The organism is Anaerolentibacter hominis (assembly GCF_032380675.1).
GTDB classification, from domain to species: Bacteria; Bacillota; Clostridia; order Lachnospirales; family Lachnospiraceae; genus Anaerolentibacter; species Anaerolentibacter hominis.
In genome coordinates this window covers 1,791,859-1,807,429 of the sequence record NZ_JAWDIX010000001.1, presented here as the reverse complement: position 1 = coordinate 1,807,429, position 15,571 = coordinate 1,791,859, and the positions used below count along the sequence as shown (strand labels likewise).

10 protein-coding genes and 2 pseudogenes are annotated in these 15,571 nt (G+C 40.6%); 11 read left to right on the top strand and 1 reads right to left on the bottom strand.

Features of this window, described 5'->3' with window-relative positions; all coding sequences use genetic code 11:
- The first annotated feature begins 23 nt into the window (after window positions 1–23).
- From ABCW47_RS08370 to ABCW47_RS08320, 11 genes and pseudogenes are all read left to right on the top strand, one after another.
- Window positions 24–806 carry a MerR family transcriptional regulator gene (locus tag ABCW47_RS08370; RefSeq protein ID WP_343209399.1) on the top strand — a complete coding sequence of 261 codons (783 nt, stop codon included), beginning with the start codon at window positions 24–26 and terminating at the stop codon, window positions 804–806.
- A gap of 144 nt (window positions 807–950) precedes the next feature.
- The gene (locus tag ABCW47_RS08365; protein ID WP_343209398.1) at window positions 951–1,943 is read left to right on the top strand and encodes a hypothetical protein; all 993 of its coding nucleotides are present in this window, start codon (window positions 951–953) and stop codon (window positions 1,941–1,943) included.
- Window positions 1,944–2,132: 189 nt separating this feature from the next.
- A complete protein-coding gene (locus ABCW47_RS08360) occupies window positions 2,133–2,870 on the top strand; it encodes an ABC transporter ATP-binding protein (RefSeq protein WP_343209397.1) in 738 nt (245 codons plus the stop codon).
- Window positions 2,857–3,600 (top strand): ABC transporter permease, encoded by a 744-nt coding sequence (locus ABCW47_RS08355; protein ID WP_343209396.1) that lies wholly within the window; start codon window positions 2,857–2,859, stop codon window positions 3,598–3,600. Before ABCW47_RS08360 ends, ABCW47_RS08355 begins: the two co-directional genes overlap by 14 nt.
- Window positions 3,601–3,796: 196 nt before the next feature.
- On the top strand, window positions 3,797–5,173 hold the full coding sequence (rlmD, locus tag ABCW47_RS08350) for a 23S rRNA (uracil(1939)-C(5))-methyltransferase RlmD (protein WP_343209395.1): 1,377 nt from the start codon (window positions 3,797–3,799) through the stop codon (window positions 5,171–5,173).
- Between the two features lie 250 nt (window positions 5,174–5,423).
- The gene (locus ABCW47_RS08345; protein ID WP_343209394.1) at window positions 5,424–6,377 is read left to right on the top strand and encodes an HNH endonuclease signature motif containing protein; all 954 of its coding nucleotides are present in this window, start codon (window positions 5,424–5,426) and stop codon (window positions 6,375–6,377) included.
- A gap of 1,410 nt (window positions 6,378–7,787) precedes the next feature.
- A complete protein-coding gene (locus ABCW47_RS08340) occupies window positions 7,788–10,571 on the top strand; it encodes an ATP-dependent DNA helicase (protein WP_343209393.1) in 2,784 nt (927 codons plus the stop codon).
- A gap of 37 nt (window positions 10,572–10,608) precedes the next feature.
- Window positions 10,609–11,928: a hypothetical protein gene (locus ABCW47_RS08335; protein ID WP_343209392.1), complete on the top strand. Its 1,320-nt coding sequence runs from the start codon at window positions 10,609–10,611 to the stop codon at window positions 11,926–11,928.
- Between the two features lie 388 nt (window positions 11,929–12,316).
- Window positions 12,317–12,699: pseudogene (locus ABCW47_RS08330) on the top strand (type IV toxin-antitoxin system AbiEi family antitoxin domain-containing protein); the annotation flags it as partial.
- Window positions 12,696–12,973: pseudogene (locus ABCW47_RS08325) on the top strand (nucleotidyl transferase AbiEii/AbiGii toxin family protein); the annotation flags it as partial. The pseudogenes ABCW47_RS08330 and ABCW47_RS08325, both read left to right, overlap by 4 nt.
- A gap of 286 nt (window positions 12,974–13,259) precedes the next feature.
- Window positions 13,260–14,759, top strand: coding sequence for a TRM11 family SAM-dependent methyltransferase (locus tag ABCW47_RS08320; RefSeq protein ID WP_343209391.1), 1,500 nt, complete (start codon window positions 13,260–13,262; stop codon window positions 14,757–14,759).
- A gap of 8 nt (window positions 14,760–14,767) precedes the next feature.
- Here the strand turns inward: ABCW47_RS08320 and ABCW47_RS08315 are convergent, their stop codons facing one another.
- Entirely contained in the window at window positions 14,768–15,451 is a 684-nt protein-coding gene (locus ABCW47_RS08315) for a hypothetical protein (protein ID WP_343209390.1), read from the bottom strand.
- Window positions 15,452–15,571: the final 120 nt, after the last annotated feature.

Here is a 15,571-nt window from a genome sequence, read left to right as displayed (position 1 = left end):
AGGAAAGAAAGGGGGCGGACCTGTTGGAAGAGAAGCAGAAGAAAACATACCGGACATCCGAGATCGCGGCACTGATTGGCATACATCCTAATACGGTCCGTCTCTATGAAGAATGGGGGATGATCCCTCGGGCAGAGCGGGAGGCAAACGGCTACCGGATCTTTACAGCAGTCCACCTGGAGCAGATAAAGCTTGTCAGAATTGCCCTGCGCGCTGAGGTCCTTCAAAACGGGCTGCGCAGATTGGCGAGAAAGATCATTAAAATTTCTGCCCGGGGAGACTATGAAAAGGCCCTGGAAGAAACGGGAAGGTATCAGAAGCTCATCCGTGCGGAACAGAATTATGCCCGGGAAGCCATTCGGATCGCGGCTGCGATTATGGACGGCGGAAAAGAAAAACAGGAGGATGCCATATGGACCAGACAGGAGGCGGCGGACTGCCTGGATGTGACGATTGATACCCTGCGCAACTGGGAATTAAACGGTCTGATCGAGGTGAAGAGAAAGGCAAACGGCTACCGGGTTTATAATGGAGAAGACCTGGACCGGCTGAGGGTAATCCGGTGTCTGCGATGCGCCAACTATTCCCTGATGGCAATCCTGCGCATGCTGCGCGGGTGGGAGGGCACCGGAAATGATCCGGAAGAAATACAGACGGCGCTGGATACCCCTGGGCAGCAGGAAGATATTGTCTCTGTCTGCGACCGGCTTATCACTTCCCTGGAGTCAGCGGCAGAGGACGCTGTGGAGATGGAAGAGCAGCTGAAAAAGATGAAACGGGAATTTGGACCGAAGAAGTTAATATGAGTGTTTTGCCCTTCTGAACTGGCATTTTATACTCCAACATATGGTATTAAACCAGTATTTATGGTAAGATGCCGATAGATGGTATGAGTTAGCACCAACGGTGCTTGGACACCCGAATCCTATTTGTATAAAGGGGCAGGAACAATGTATAAGATTATTGACGAAGATGGCCGAATATACACAAGCTATACGTATGAATACGAGAAAGATTTTGAACGAATGATCGTTGAAAATGCAGGGGCGATATTCGGGAAGGACGGAATCTATTTTGACATCAAGAAATTAATCGGAATACCGAAAAAAGGAGCCGCCATTCCGGATGGCTATTATTTGGATTTAACCTTCCACAATGATCCGCGGCTTTATCTTGTGGAAGTTGAATTAAATAGCCATGACGTCTATGGGCATATCGGCGAGCAAATTCTGCGCTTTGGAATTTCCTCAGAGACAGATAAGTATAAGATGAAGAATCTGCTGTTAAATGAAATCAATAGCAGTAAAGATAAGCAGTCCGTTCTTCATGCTTATTTTCTGAAATCAACAGTAAAAAATATAAATGAACTATTAGATACCGTCATTTTTGATAAGAAACCGGCATCAATTATTGTCATAGATGAGGCAACTGATGAGTTACACCATGTCATGAGTCAGCTGACTATGTCTACTGAAATTATTGAGGCGCAGACCTATATTTGCGGAGATAAAAAATTACATCGGTTTATTCCATTTAAGGACGATATTCTGACTGATCTGCCCGCTGCAGAAGATGCAGACGAATTAGATACAATCGTTGTTCCTGCCAGAGAAGAGGGATTTAATGAGGAATTTTTAAAGAATGACAGATGGTTTGCCATACGTATTTCCAGTGCAATGATCGACAAAATTAAATATATTGCTGCTTATCAGGTAGCGCCTGTATCTGGAATTACTTATATTGCAGAGGTCGACCGGATCATGAAATATAAAGATACGAATAAATATATGGTACTGTTTAAACATGGATCTTTGAAGAAGATTAATAAAATAGGTCTTGGATCAAAGAAAGGACAGGCCCCTCAGGCCCCCAGATATACTTCTTATAATACGATTGCAGCTGCAAAATCGCTTGATGATATCTGGAATAATAATGAATCGTAATTACATAAACCCTCCACTTTAACACCAGACTTAGGCCTGGTGTTATTTTTATGCTATAGGATAAAACCCTCGGGGAACGCACTGCGGCGGAAAGGAATCGTGTTGCCAGAGCAACCCGACGCAGGCGGAGAATCCCGCAAGCGGGGTTCTTTGTCCTATACAGCGACATAAAAAGGAGGATAAAAAAGAGTGCAAAATGAAACCGTTATTTCAGTAAGTCACTTGTACAAGTCCTATGGACAGAAAGAAGTGTTACATGATCTGAATCTTAAGATCAGCCGGGGGGAGGTCTACGGGCTTCTGGGGGCCAATGGCGCGGGAAAAAGTACAGCGATTGAATGTATGCTGGGCACCAGAAAGGCGGACCGGGGAGCGGCCCTGCTCTTGGGAGAATCCCCGGATAAGAGAAGAAAGACAATATTCGAGCGGATCGGGGTACAGTTTCAGGAGGCCCGCTATCCGGATAAAATATTGGTCAGTGAACTGTGTGAGGAAACGGCGTCCCTGTACCGCAAGCCCCTGGATTATCAGCCCCTGATAAAGCAATTCGGGCTGGAGGAAAAGAAAAAAAGCCTGGTAGCGGAGCTGTCCGGCGGGGAACGCCAGCGACTGTTTGTCCTCCTTGCCCTGATTCCGGGACCGGAGATGGTATTCCTAGATGAACTGACCACAGGGCTTGACGCCAGAGCCAGGCGGGATGTGTGGAACTATCTCCTGGAACTTAAGAAAAAGGGGATTACCCTGTTCCTTACGTCCCACTACATGGACGAGGTGGCAATCCTGTGTGACCGGATCGGTATCCTGAAAGAAGGCGTCCTGATCTTTGAGGGGCGCCCGCAGGAGGCAGTCAGCAGGAGCGGATGCGACAACCTGGAGGAAGCGTATCTTTGGTTTACGGAAGGAGAGAACACGATTGAAAACATTTAAAACAATGCTGAAAATAGAAGGAAAATTATCTCTGCGGGGGATGGATATGGTGATCTTTGCTATCTGTCTTCCGGTAGTCATGGTTGTGATTCTGGGCTGTCTGTACGGCAGTAAACCGGCCTTCGACGGAGCAGGCTACTCTTTTCTGGAGCAATCCTTTGGAGCAATCTCTACCATTGCGATCTGCGCCGGCGGAGCGATGGGGCTGCCCCTGCTTATATCCGATTACCGGCATAAAAAGATTCTGAAACGGTTCAAAGTCACTCCGGTGAGCCCTTCTATGATTCTGGGCGTACACTTGGTGATCTACGGACTTTATTCCGTGGTTTCCCTGGTGCTGGTCTACTTCACAGCAAGATTTCTATTTCAATGCCGGTTTGAAGGAAACTTACCCTTATTCCTGGGCAGTTTTCTGCTGGTTATGCTGTCCATGTTCAGCATCGGAACCGTGGTGGGAGGACTGGCGAAGGATCAGAAAACCGCCAGTATGATAGCCAGTATCCTGTATTTTCCCATGCTGGTGCTCTCCGGAGCAACCCTGCCCTATGAAGTAATGCCCGCGGCGCTGCAGCGGGCCGCGGATGTACTGCCCCTGACCCAGGGAATAAAACTGCTGAAGGCTTCTTCCCTGGGACTTCCCATGGAAGGCGTCCTGATACCGATTGTTATACTTTGTTTCCTGTCTGTCCTCTGTATCGGGCTTGCCATCCGGTTTTTCCGGTGGGAATAGAAACGAAGCAAATCAAAAATGCTGTCGGATAGAAACATTTTTTTGCTATTTCTGAAATCTATGATAAAATAAATACAAATCACGTAACGGGCCGGAGAACAGAATCCATCTGCATTGTTCCGGCCCGTTTTGTGAATTATCGTAATATTGTATTATATTTCATCAGAAGACATTGAAAGCATACATGGAGGACAGCATGAACGAAGAAAAGAAAGTAAAAAAAGGCCAGGTTTATGAAGGAATTGTAGACCATGTGGATTTCCCCAACAAGGGAATCATTTATATAGAAAATGAAAAGGTAACTGTGAAAAACTGCATCCCGGGCCAGAAGATCCGTTTTGCGGTTAATAAAGTAAAAAACCGCCGTTATGAGGGACGGCTGCTGGAGGTTCTGGAGAAGTCACCGCTTGAGGAAACAAAAGACATCTGCCCGAAGTTCGGCATCTGCGGCGGGTGCAGCTATCAGTCTCTGCCCTATGATTATCAGCTCTCTATGAAAGTGGAGCAGGTGCGCAAACTGCTGAATCAGGTTTGTGATTCTTATGAATTTGAGGGTATCCTGAGAAGCCCGCTGGAATATGGTTACCGGAATAAGATGGAGTTTTCCTTCGGGGATGAGGTAAAGGACGGGCCGCTGTCCCTCGGACTGCACAAAAAAGGCAGTTTTCATGATATCATTACAGCGGATTGCTGTAAGCTGGTCCACCCGGATTTTAACCAGATATTGTCCAGTACCCTTTCCTATTTTCAGAAAAAAGGTACCGATTTCTACCATAAATTATCCCACACCGGTTTTCTGCGCCATCTGGTCATCCGACGGGGCGCCAGAACCGGGGAACTGCTGGTGAATCTGGTGACCACTTCCCAGGAGCAAATGGATCTGCGTGATCTTACGGATCAGCTGCTTGCCTTGCCTCTGGAAGGGCGGATCACCGGTTTTCTGCATACCATCAATGACAGCGCGGCCGATGTGGTAAAATGCGACAGCATCGAAGTTCTGTACGGGCAGGATTATTTCTATGAGGAAGTGCTGGGCCTGAAATTCAAGATTTCCCCCTTCTCATTCTTCCAGACTAATTCCCTGGGAGCCGAGGTGCTTTACTCGAAGGCCAGAGACTACGTGGGGGAGACAAAGGACAAGCTGATCTTTGATCTGTACAGCGGGACCGGCACGATTGCACAGCTGCTGGCGCCGGTGGCAAAGAAAGTGATCGGCGTGGAGATCGTGGAGGAAGCAGTGGAGGCGGCCAGAGAAAACGCGGCCTTAAATGGCCTTACCAACTGTGAATTCATTGCCGGGGATGTGTTAAAGGTGATTGATTCCATCGAAGAGAAGCCGGATATGATCGTGTTAGATCCGCCCAGGGATGGTATCCACCCCAAGGCGCTGGGCAAGATCATCGACTACGGCGTGGACCGGCTGGTGTATATTTCCTGCAAACCGACCAGCCTGGCAAGGGATCTGGTGGTGCTGCAGGACCAGGGGTATCGGGTGGAGAAGGTGTGCTGCGTGGACATGTTCCCGGGGACGGGACATGTGGAGACGGTTACGCTTCTGGTGCGGAAACCTTGATTCCAGGCGGGGGTGCAGGGTTTTTAGCGGGAAATGGAGTTGTGTTTTTAAAGGAATAGATATGGATAAGTTTCCATCTAAGTGGGGATGGGGATATCGCCGGAGAGTATAAAAGATGGGGTTTGTTTTGTAAAAATGAACTATATGGCAAACCCCATACTTTTTGGCAAAACAAGATTATTAATTAAGTATTATTGTGATTTCCTACATATGTACTTTATTTTAATTTAGGAAGAAAGTGGAGAAATATATGAAAGTCTGGCTTGAGATGAGTCGGGATATAGAACATGGTGGCGATGCATGGGGATTTACTCGATGTATATGGGCGCCGACGTACAAGAAGGGTAAAAGCATAAATAAGTCGTGGCTATTTTGGGATAATGTAAATAAGGTGAAATCGGGTGACTTTATTCTTCATCTTAGAGGTAAAGGAAAAGAGGCAAAAATTGTCGGGTATTCTATTGCCAAAACAGATGGCTATAGGACTGAAGAATGCCCGCCTATTGCTGGTGAATGGGCTTATTGCAATAGTTTTTATAGAGCAATTCTAACTGATTATTTGAAATTTGAAAACTCTATTAATCTTTACAGGTTGTTTTTTGATAAAGAATTAGAGTTGAAAGATTACTACGAGAAAAAAAGCAAACCTAAGAATTTATTTTTTACTATACAATCGGGTAGATTGCAATGCTTAAATGGTGGATATCTTTCAGAAGTTGATGAAGCTTTATTGGAAATAATATTAGATGGTACAGAAAAGTTTAATAATGAGTCTGTGCCCATTGGTGTGTCTGTTTCGGCATCTACAACCTTAAAACAAATTAAAGTACGGGTAGGGCATGAGCGCTTTGCAACAAATGTGAAAAATAATTATAATAATCAGTGCTGTTTTCCGGGATGTAAGATCGCTGACAAAGAGTTTTTGGTTGCTTCTCATATTGCAAGGTGGGCTGATAACAGCGAGAAGCGTGGAAATACTTCAAATGGACTATGCTTTTGCCCTATTCATGATAAAGCATTTGAATTAGGATACTTTTCGCTGGATGACAATTTTAGAGTAATTGTAGAAAGAAATATTGACCATAGTCAAATATTCAAAGAATACATTTCTAGATTTATTGGTTTACCGATAACCAAAGGTTATGTTGAACCAGATCGTGAGGCTTTAAAAGAGCATAGAAAAAGGTGTAATATTTCAGAGTAGTATTGTTAATTAGAATATATTAACTAAGTTTGAATAAAAGTTTCACAGAACTAAGTTATATCGAACGAGCGAAGAAGAGTTGTTGCAGGTATTCCAGAGGGTATCAAGCATTAGAATTGTGATAATGATTTTAGGTGGGCATGCGCGATTGTTAGGAGGAAATGGGGGGTACGGAAGATAGAATGGATAAGTTTCTGACGATAAGGCGGACAGGGATAACGTTGTATAGTACCAAAATGAAGGTCTTGCTGGACAAAAGGCACACTACGGCAAAATCCTTACTATTTGGCAAAAGATATACTTTGTGTCAAAATTACATACAGTAAGGTACTCATTTCAGAATCGAAAATTTCTCCTTATTATATGGATGGGTTTGGATAAATGAAGTATATTTATAAACGATTGAATAAAGATGTAAGGTTATCAAAATTTAATAAATGACAGCAGATAATCGTCCAACAGCTGTTTAGAAGATATCCAGCCTAAAGGACGCATCGGAAAATGTTTTAATCCCCCCTGGTTATAGACTTTGAGTTGTCCACAGATATCCTCAAAGGAGAAGCTGTGTGTGGCATATCCTTGCGGTGTATTCTTTCCACTTTCCTATTGTGTCTTGGAGTAGCTGGACATATCAGTTTATGCACGATACCATGATCAATGAGACTGACCTGAAAGAGGGGTGGATTATCTTAAACTCCATGAGGGCTGAACCGTTTGGTAAATTCCTGCCCCCTTTAGCTTCATTGACGATCAGACAGAAGGGACTAACTTGACATCAATCTGAATGCGATGGTCAAGAGGCTACATTTGCTCATAGGTCATGGAGACATACTTTTGATTAGACGGATGGACAGCTATAATGCCCTGTTTTTTATAGGATGCAGTAGAAGCCGGGAAAGGAACGAGAATAGCCGTGCTACATAAGTTTCACAAAAAAACGACCAGACCGGCATCAGGGTACGTCTGCGCATGTTAGAACTGTGTTTAATTTTCTGAAGAGTATGCTGGTCAGGATGAAAATAAGGGCGTCTGGAACGATCACGAATGAAGTCGATCGAGCCAACAAAGAGGCGCTTCCAGTGGTAGATATACTGACGATTGGTCTTATAGCGAATAGAAGCTTTAGTACCCCCAAATTTTTCGGTGTAGTGAACGAGAGATAGACGATACCTCATATCGTGTGTTATAGTAGTCGTAGCAGAGAGCTCCTTTTAGTATTTTTAGTTGTGGTAGACTTAAAATATAACTCAAAAGGAAGTATCTCTGCTCTTAAAATATTTAATTAAAACACCTGTATTGTAATCCTACAATACCTGATAATTATGTATAGATGCTTTGATTGAAAACGATATCAAAAAATGTTATAATTAAAGGAAATATTTTAATTATCCGTTTATAGGAGGTATTCATATGGCTTTAACAACCAGTCAGATTAATGCTGTTAATACAGTTGATTCAAATCTTCAGATGGTTGCCTGTGCGGGGTCAGGTAAAACGACTACTATGGTTGCGAGAATTTTAAATCTGTTAAAACAACCAAATGTTAAGCCAGAGAATATTGTGGCAGTTACATATTCAAAAAAGGCAGCAGCTTCACTCAAACAAAAAATTTATAAAGAATTTGAAAAAGAACATGGAAGTCTTGAAGGGCTCGCAGATATGTATGTTGGAACTATTCACGGTTATTGCTATTATTTGCTTCAAAACTATAATGATGATTATAAAAATTATGAACTTCTTGAAGAAGTTCAAACGAGACTCTTTATGAAGCGATTCCGGTCTGAAATTGGAATTTATGATGTGTTGTATCATCAAAAAAACGGTGAACCATATCCCCTAGCTTATCAAGGAATGACTAATAGCAAATTTCAAGAAGCTATAAGTGCTTATAAAACATTTTTGGATATTGCCCGAGAATATGGTGTGGAAAAACTTGATACTTCATTACAATCACATATAGCAAAATATGAAGAATGTTTAGATTCAAGAAGCAAATTCGATTATACGTCTATCATTGTAAAGACGCTAACCTTGCTTGAGAACGGTTATTTTGATCATTATATTACGTCTACGATCAAACATCTGATAGTGGATGAGTATCAGGACGTAAATGACGCACAAGAAAGAATTATTAGTTATTTTTACAATAAAAATGTTTTAGTATGTGTTGTTGGAGATGACGACCAAACAATATATCACTGGCGAGGAAGCAATTTAACATATATACGAGATTTTCAAAAAAGATATAATAATGTAAAAAGGGAAGATTTAGACATTAATTTCCGTAGTAGTCAAGGAATTACTGATGTAGCAAGACAAGTTATAATTAACAATAAAAATCGATTGAGTAAACAGATGAATAGTAATAATACTCAACATTATGAGAAAGGAGATATTATTGCATATGATTTTGATGAACGTGCTTCGGAGATTAACTTTATTGTAAAAAAAATCAAGCAATTGATTGGTGCTGAGTATACAAAAGATGGAAAAACGTATGGGCTAGATTATGATGATATGGTAATCCTTGTTAGCTCAGTAAAAAAGATTCCAGAGTTAATCCAAGCTTTACAAATTAGTGGAATTGATTTTATTGTTGAAGGAACTCAAAAGCTCTTTGAGACAGATGAAGTAAAAACTCTTTGTGAGACGTTTAATGTCCTTTTTGAATTGATAGCGACATACAATAAGGCTACTTTTACCAAATCGTCAATACAAATAGATACAGCACTTATTAAAAAGTGGGTAAAATATTCCCACTTAAGTGACTATGATATTAAACAAGCTCTTTTAGAATTCGTATTCTTCTTTCATAGAGTAGATGATTATGAATACACGATTCAGGAAAATCTTAAGAACCTTTTTGCAGACCTTCAACTCATAAATCAAGTGCAAGATGAAAAGACATTTTATAATTTGGGGAAATTTACAGAGATTATAAATGATTTTGAAAAAATATATTTGGATATGAGTCCTTTATATAAGCTTAAAGCCTTTCAAACATTCCTCAGGGATGATGCACCGACTATTTATCCTGAAGGATGGTTATCGCCTAATTTCAAAACGATTAGAAGTTTGCGAATAATGACATACCATCAATCAAAAGGATTAGAATTTCCGGTGGTTTTTTTACCATTTCTCACACAAAATAGTATATTTCCGCTAAGAAAGCCGGGTGGAACAAGTGCCTGGGGGATATTTAATGATTCCTCAATCAAAAATTCATATGAGAATGATGAAGAGAGTTTTCGAAGATTATTTTATGTAGGAATAACAAGAAGTGAAAAATTTCTTTTTATGACGAGATCTCCACAATCGTATGGAAATGGAACGAAACTATACAAAAAGTCTGCACAACCATTTATTGAGGCAAAAAATTCTCAATATGCGTATCAAGATATGTGTTTTGATATAGTGTATTCGATGTCGAGTGAAAAAAAGTTTTCATCAGATGAGGTAATAACACTTAATTTTTCTTTGTTGAAAGATTTATTTGATTGCCCATTTAAATTTGAAATGTTAAATGTTTTCGGTTTTCATTCTCCACTCAATATTAGAATGGGGTACGGTCGTTCAGTACACAATATGTTAGATTTCGTACATAAGCATTACAAAGAAATAGAAAGATTTGATGATACGGCTATACAAAATATAGTTGAAAGATATTTATATTTGCCGTATGGTTCAAAATTGCTTGTAGATGCAATGCAAAAAAAAGCATTTCAGCATTTACGCAGCTATATTATTAATAATGAATCAAACTTTCCGAATATCTTGTTTTCAGAAAAAACTATAGATTATAGTATTAGTGAATATCTTTTTATAGATGGTAGAATAGATTTAGTAAAGGATAGTTTAAATAATACAATAACAATAGTGGATTTCAAGTCGAGCTCAGAAGTTCTCTCAAAAGAGCAGATAAAAAACCAACTTATGGTTTATGTTCTTGGTTATGAAAATTTAACAGGTGATAGGGTTGATTTTATTGAATCGTATGACTTTAATAATAATAATCCTACAAGAATACCCATTGTACAATCAGATAAAGACAGTTTTAAGAAGAAACTAGAAAATTGTCATAGCATTATTCGTAATGCAACTTTTGACAAAATTATAACGACTGATTCGTCAAAAGGGAAAGCATATTGCCAAGACATAAAATGCGAGTTTATTAAAAATTGTTTTCCAGCCTAACTAATCATATACACATTTGAGGAAAGGAGGAGTATGGATGGCTATAGCAGAATTGATTACAGACTTAAAGTCAAAAGAAGCTGTCGAAGAGTATTGGGATTTTAGAAAAAATGACCGACGTGAGCATGTTCATTCGATGATTAAATATCCTGCTGTAATGGTGCCAAATATGCAGGGGGAGATTTTTGATTTAGTATTAAAAAATGACCCTGATATTCATAATGTACTTGACCCATTTATGGGATCAGGAACTATTCTAGTGGAAGGCTTGATTCGAAAGTTAAATGTTGTTGGCATTGACATTAATCCACTATCATATTTAGTGGTTTTGTCGAAAATGCAGAATTATGTAACAAATACTTTGTATAAAAAAACCAATCAGTTGTTACAAAGAATTCAAGTTTTGGTTAATCAAAAAAGCGAAAATTATTCTTTTAATGGAATTGAAAAGTGGTATAAACCTGAAATAATACAAATGTTAAGTAAAATTAGACTTTGCATAATACAAGAGCCTGATATAAAATATAGAAGATTGTTTTGGATAACCTTTGCGGAAATCGCAAAGCAAGCTGATAATGCCCGCACCAGTACTTTTAAATTACATATTAAAAGTGCAGAAACTATAAAAGAAACAGAGTATGATTGTGTGCAAAACTTTAAGGAAAAGTTGCAATCCAATGTGAAGGCGGTTCTGGAATTTAAAAGTCTGAGACAGCATGAATCAGCAAGGCTTTATTTGGGCGATTCAAAAGAACTTCTCAGAGATAGAAGACGTTTTGCTGAAAACAGTGTGGATTTAGTTATTACGTCACCCCCATATGGAGATAATGCAACAACAATAACTTATGGACAGTATTCAGTGCTTCCGTTAAGGTGGATACCATTAGTAGATATTCATGAATTAGTTAGCAAAGAAACTGTGTCAAGTTTAACTAGAATTGACCGTGATAGTCTTGGGGGAATTAATTATCCTATAGAGGATATTCTCCAAAGTGGTATTTTGAATATATCAGTTGAGTTAAATAAATTTGTCCAATCTTTACTAGTCGAAGGCAAGATTGATAAAGCGAGAAAAGTTGCAAGTTTTATTTCTGATTTTTCTGATGTAGTTAAAAATCTAGAACCGATTATAAAACCGGGGAAGTTGCTTGTTGTTACAGTTGGCAATCGTCATGTAAATAAAATGGAATTTCCATTGCATTTAGTTCTAAAAGAGTTGGCCGATTATTATGGGATGGATATGAAATATGACTTTAGGAGAAATATTATTAAAAATAAAAATTATGTTGATACATCCATTCAAGGTTTTAAGACTATAAATAAAGAAACAATAATGATTTTACAAAAGCGAAGTTGATTATATTTATTAACAGCGGCATAGGCAGCTGCTAGACCAGCAACTCCACTCTTACCTAGGCTTTTATAAAAAACTTACATACGAACAGGCTTTGACCTATCGCAAGTTGACGTGCTATTCTGTTCATAGAAACGGTTGAGGAGATCTGATTGTTGAAGTTTATATAAGCTTATAACAAAAGTGTCGTTGACAAAACAACGGCATTTTTTGTTTGCCTAAAATTTAAATTGCGGAGATATGTTTTATGTTCAATTGTGAACTGAGCTTTCGGGCAGCAAATTTATTTGAAAGATTTGTCGGAAAAAGAGACACGGTTGTTCGAATTAAAATCTAATCGCTACGACTCAATAATTGTATCAGTCTGATTTAGAACAGGTGGTCAAACAATATTTTTTCCCATGAAACAGCTTTGTTTTTTCATGACTTGACAGATCGTGAGGCGTCTCCCTACTCCGTTACGGTAAAATGCGGATACAGTCCTTCGCGGCTGAAGGCAGATGGAATTATAGTCTATACAATTAAATCAGAGCTGTATGAAATTGGTATTGACAATTTACAAACACCATTTGAACATACTGTGCCTATCTACGACATGGAACGTACAATTTCCGATCTAATTCGCTGCAGGAGCAGTATAGAAACCAGACCTTGCAGGGTGCTTTAAGGCAATATATGCTTCGGAAAGACAAAAATCTGCGTGTACTGATGAATTATGCGGGAGTGTTTCATGTAGAAAAGATTTTGAGGCAATATTTGGACGTGTTGCTATGATTAAAACGGCAGAGCTATTGAAGATTTAATCCGAAATCTGTCGAAAGAGAAATCCGCTGATGCACAAATCCTAATGCGAAACTATATGATGGAGCGCTTGCTGGAATGCATTTCTCTTTCTGAGCATCGGAACAGTTTTATTTTAAAGGGAGGTATGTTGGTGTCCACAATGGTTGGAGTGGATGCCTGTTCTACGATGGATTTGGATGCGACAATAAAAGGTAAGAATGTCAGTGTAGCAGACGTGGCTAAACTGATCCAATTGATGATGGCATAACCTTTCAGATGAGTCGGGCTCGTATGAGCCCGTGGATTGAAATTACTTCTGCTGTACATACCTGTGGACTCGTGAGGAGTCGTGCTCACCCGGGCCCATGAATTGAAAACATTTGGTGTAGCTGAACATAACATTGACTGAAAACACTAACAAGTATTAACTGTGCCTGTCACATATAATTTCGGAACAAGCCTCAATCATCCGTTTGAATAACAATAGTGTGACAGATTCAACCGTTATCTACAATCATTCCTACAATAATACAACAAAATCGGAGCGTATCATGATTAAAGAATTATGGAATCAAATTCAAAATGATCAGGAAGTGAGACAGAGTCTCAGCAAGATCAGACAGGAAATAAAAAATGATGGGGAGCGGGCAAAACTTTCACTGCTCATCGAAGGCGACGAGTCTATTCTGATCGGTCTCCTGCAGTCAGAGGATGCGAAGACCAGAAAGAATGCGGCATTGCTGATGGGGGATTTGGGAAATCAGATGTTCCTGGCGCCTGTCTGGAAAGCATACCAGGAGGAGCAGCAGAGATTTGTTAAAAGTTCCTATTTAGCAGCTCTGGGTCATTTTGACTACGGAGAGTATTTGGATGCTATAAAAGATCGGCTGACTGCATTGAAAAAAGAACCCATGACAGAGGAAAATCAGAAACATGTCATGGAGGAAATGAGGGAATTATCTGCCTTGGTTACCCGGGCCGAAGGGAGCGTTATCCATTCATTTACCGGCTGGGATGAACCGGCGGATATTTTTCTGCTTACCAATCGGAATTTTCGGGAACTGACCAGAGATGAGCTGCTGGCCCTGGAGCCAAATGCTAAGACAAAGCTGTTAGGTGCGGGTGTTATGGCGAGCGTTACGAATCTTCGCTGGCTCAGGGATATCCGTACATACCAGGAACTGTTATTTGTGGTGCGGGAGATGGGACCCTGTGAGATGGAGCCAAATAAGATTGCCCAGACGATTGTTAATTCCCCGCTGCTGGCTTTTATGGCGGAACGACATGAGGGGAAGGCACCTTATTATTTCCGGCTTGAGATGAAAAGTAAAAGGGATCTGGGGCAAAAGAGTGTGTTTCTGAAAAAATTGTCCGCTGAGATTGAATCATTATCGGACCGAAAACTGATCAATACAACAGACAATTACGAATTTGAATTACGGCTGATCGAGAATAAACTGGGAAACTGTAATATTATGATCAAGCTGTTTACCTTGAAGGACACCAGGTTTACCTACCGCAAAGAAGTAATTCCAACTAGTATTAAACCGGTCAATGCAGCATTGACCGCCGCGCTTGCAAAGGAATACATGAAGGAAGACGGGCAGGTGCTGGACCCTTTCTGCGGCGTGGGAACGATGCTGATCGAGCGGCATAAAGCGGTGAGGGCGAATACTTCCTATGGAATTGATATTCAGGAAGCTGCCATCATAAAGGCCCGGAAAAACGCAGAGACAGCCAAGCAGGTGATTCACTTTGTCAACCGGGATTTCTTCCAGTTTAATCACGATTATCTTTTTGATGAGGTAATTACTAATATGCCGTTTCAAATCGGCCAGTTCACGGAAGCTGATGTGTTAGATATTTATAATAGGTTTTTTAAAAGAATTCCAAGCCTATTAAAGGACGGTGCGGTATTGATTTTGTATACGCATAACCAGCAGGCTATCCTGCGGCTGACATACCGGACACGGTTCTCTATCTTAAAGGATTATGAAATATCGAAAAGAGAAGGAACCCATGTCATGATACTTCGTTATGGGGCAGACTAACGGCAGTTTCATTTTCCGGAGCTGACCTGACCGGCCAGCTGAAGTTCCTGTTCAAACAGATCGGTGAGAAGACGGCATGTTTCATAATATACGGCGGAATTATGTTTAGCGAGTGCCGCTTTGTAAAAGCCATTTTTCACATTGATCCATCTTTTATAGTATTGTTGTGAGAAAAAAAGGGGTGCCCTATTTGCGTCTATGCCCAGCTGGCCTAGAAAATACCGGTATAAATAACGTCCTGTCAGCAGTGCATCCACATATTTTCCAGGGAGCAAAATAGTTTCCTTAGATTCCTGCATCCAGACATCGGACTGCTCAAGAAAATGATGTAATGTTTCTGGATGGATTTTCAGCACTTCCCGGGCCTGAGCTAGAAATGGATCTTCTGTATCCTTTATAAGGGGTGAGGCTGCAGGGTTCATTTGGATGGCGATAAGGGCGTAAGCGCCGGCAATTAGTTTTTCTGTAGTTTGTCTTTGTCCAATTAAGTTGTATGTTGGATCGAAACAGTCGTGAGAGTCTGATTTTCCCTTTTGGACGATAAAATAGTGTGGCCCTGACATGAGCTGATAAAGAGGATTCCACGGAATGAGGCAGGCATCCATGCCAACGATGAGATAGCTTCCGGCAGGAGTGTCAGCCCACCCTTTTTCCCACTCTTCCCTTGAAACCCAGGGTGTACCCAGTTTCATACCCATGGATTCCATTGCCTTTTCCAATCTGCAAGATAAAAATACATTGCAGATTGGGTCGTAGCGCAGATGGCTTTCTGACCAAAGTCCGGAAAAAACAGCGGAATAATCCAGGCCGAA